Source organism: Acidovorax sp. sif0632, from assembly GCF_019218805.1.
Classification (GTDB): domain Bacteria; phylum Pseudomonadota; class Gammaproteobacteria; order Burkholderiales; family Burkholderiaceae_C; genus Acidovorax; species Acidovorax facilis.
Genome location: NZ_JAHUWW010000021.1, coordinates 1 through 442, shown reverse-complemented (window position 1 = coordinate 442; position 442 = coordinate 1). Strand labels below are relative to the sequence as shown.

Below are 442 nucleotides of genomic sequence, written 5' to 3'. Positions count from 1 at the left end.
ACAGGCACGTGCCACGGTCAATTGACCGTGGCACGTGCCCATTCAGCGACATCCCATGGTGAAGCGTCGGCGTCGGTGGACGGGCCCTTTGTCACCCTCAGGGGTGCCCTGAGAGGATGAGGGCCTCGGACTCGGCCGGAGAGGAGCAGTGGGATGAACGACGACGTCCCCCTCACCACGCCCGGCGAGGCCTCCACCTCGGCCCTGCTCGCGCGGGCCCAGCAGGTGGCCGACCAGCTCGTCAGCGAGGCGCGCCTCGAGGCCGAGCGGCTCACCGCCGACCTCGCCGGCCTCCGCGAGGAGGCCCGCCTGCTGAAGGTCGAGGCCGAGCGCGACCGCGCCGAGGCCGGCCGCGCGCGCCACCAGGCCGAGCAGGTGCTGGCCGGCGCCTCCGACGAGGCCTCGACGATCGTCCTCGACGCCAACGAGCAGGCCGCCCTGC

The 442-nt window shown here is 73.5% G+C and carries 1 protein-coding gene; it reads left to right on the top strand.

Annotated elements, in window-relative coordinates; translation table 11 throughout:
* Positions 1-153: 153 nt before the first annotated feature.
* Positions 154-442, top strand: a 289-nt coding sequence (locus tag KW832_RS25580) for a hypothetical protein (RefSeq protein WP_218338461.1), incomplete at its 3' end; no start/stop codon positions are given.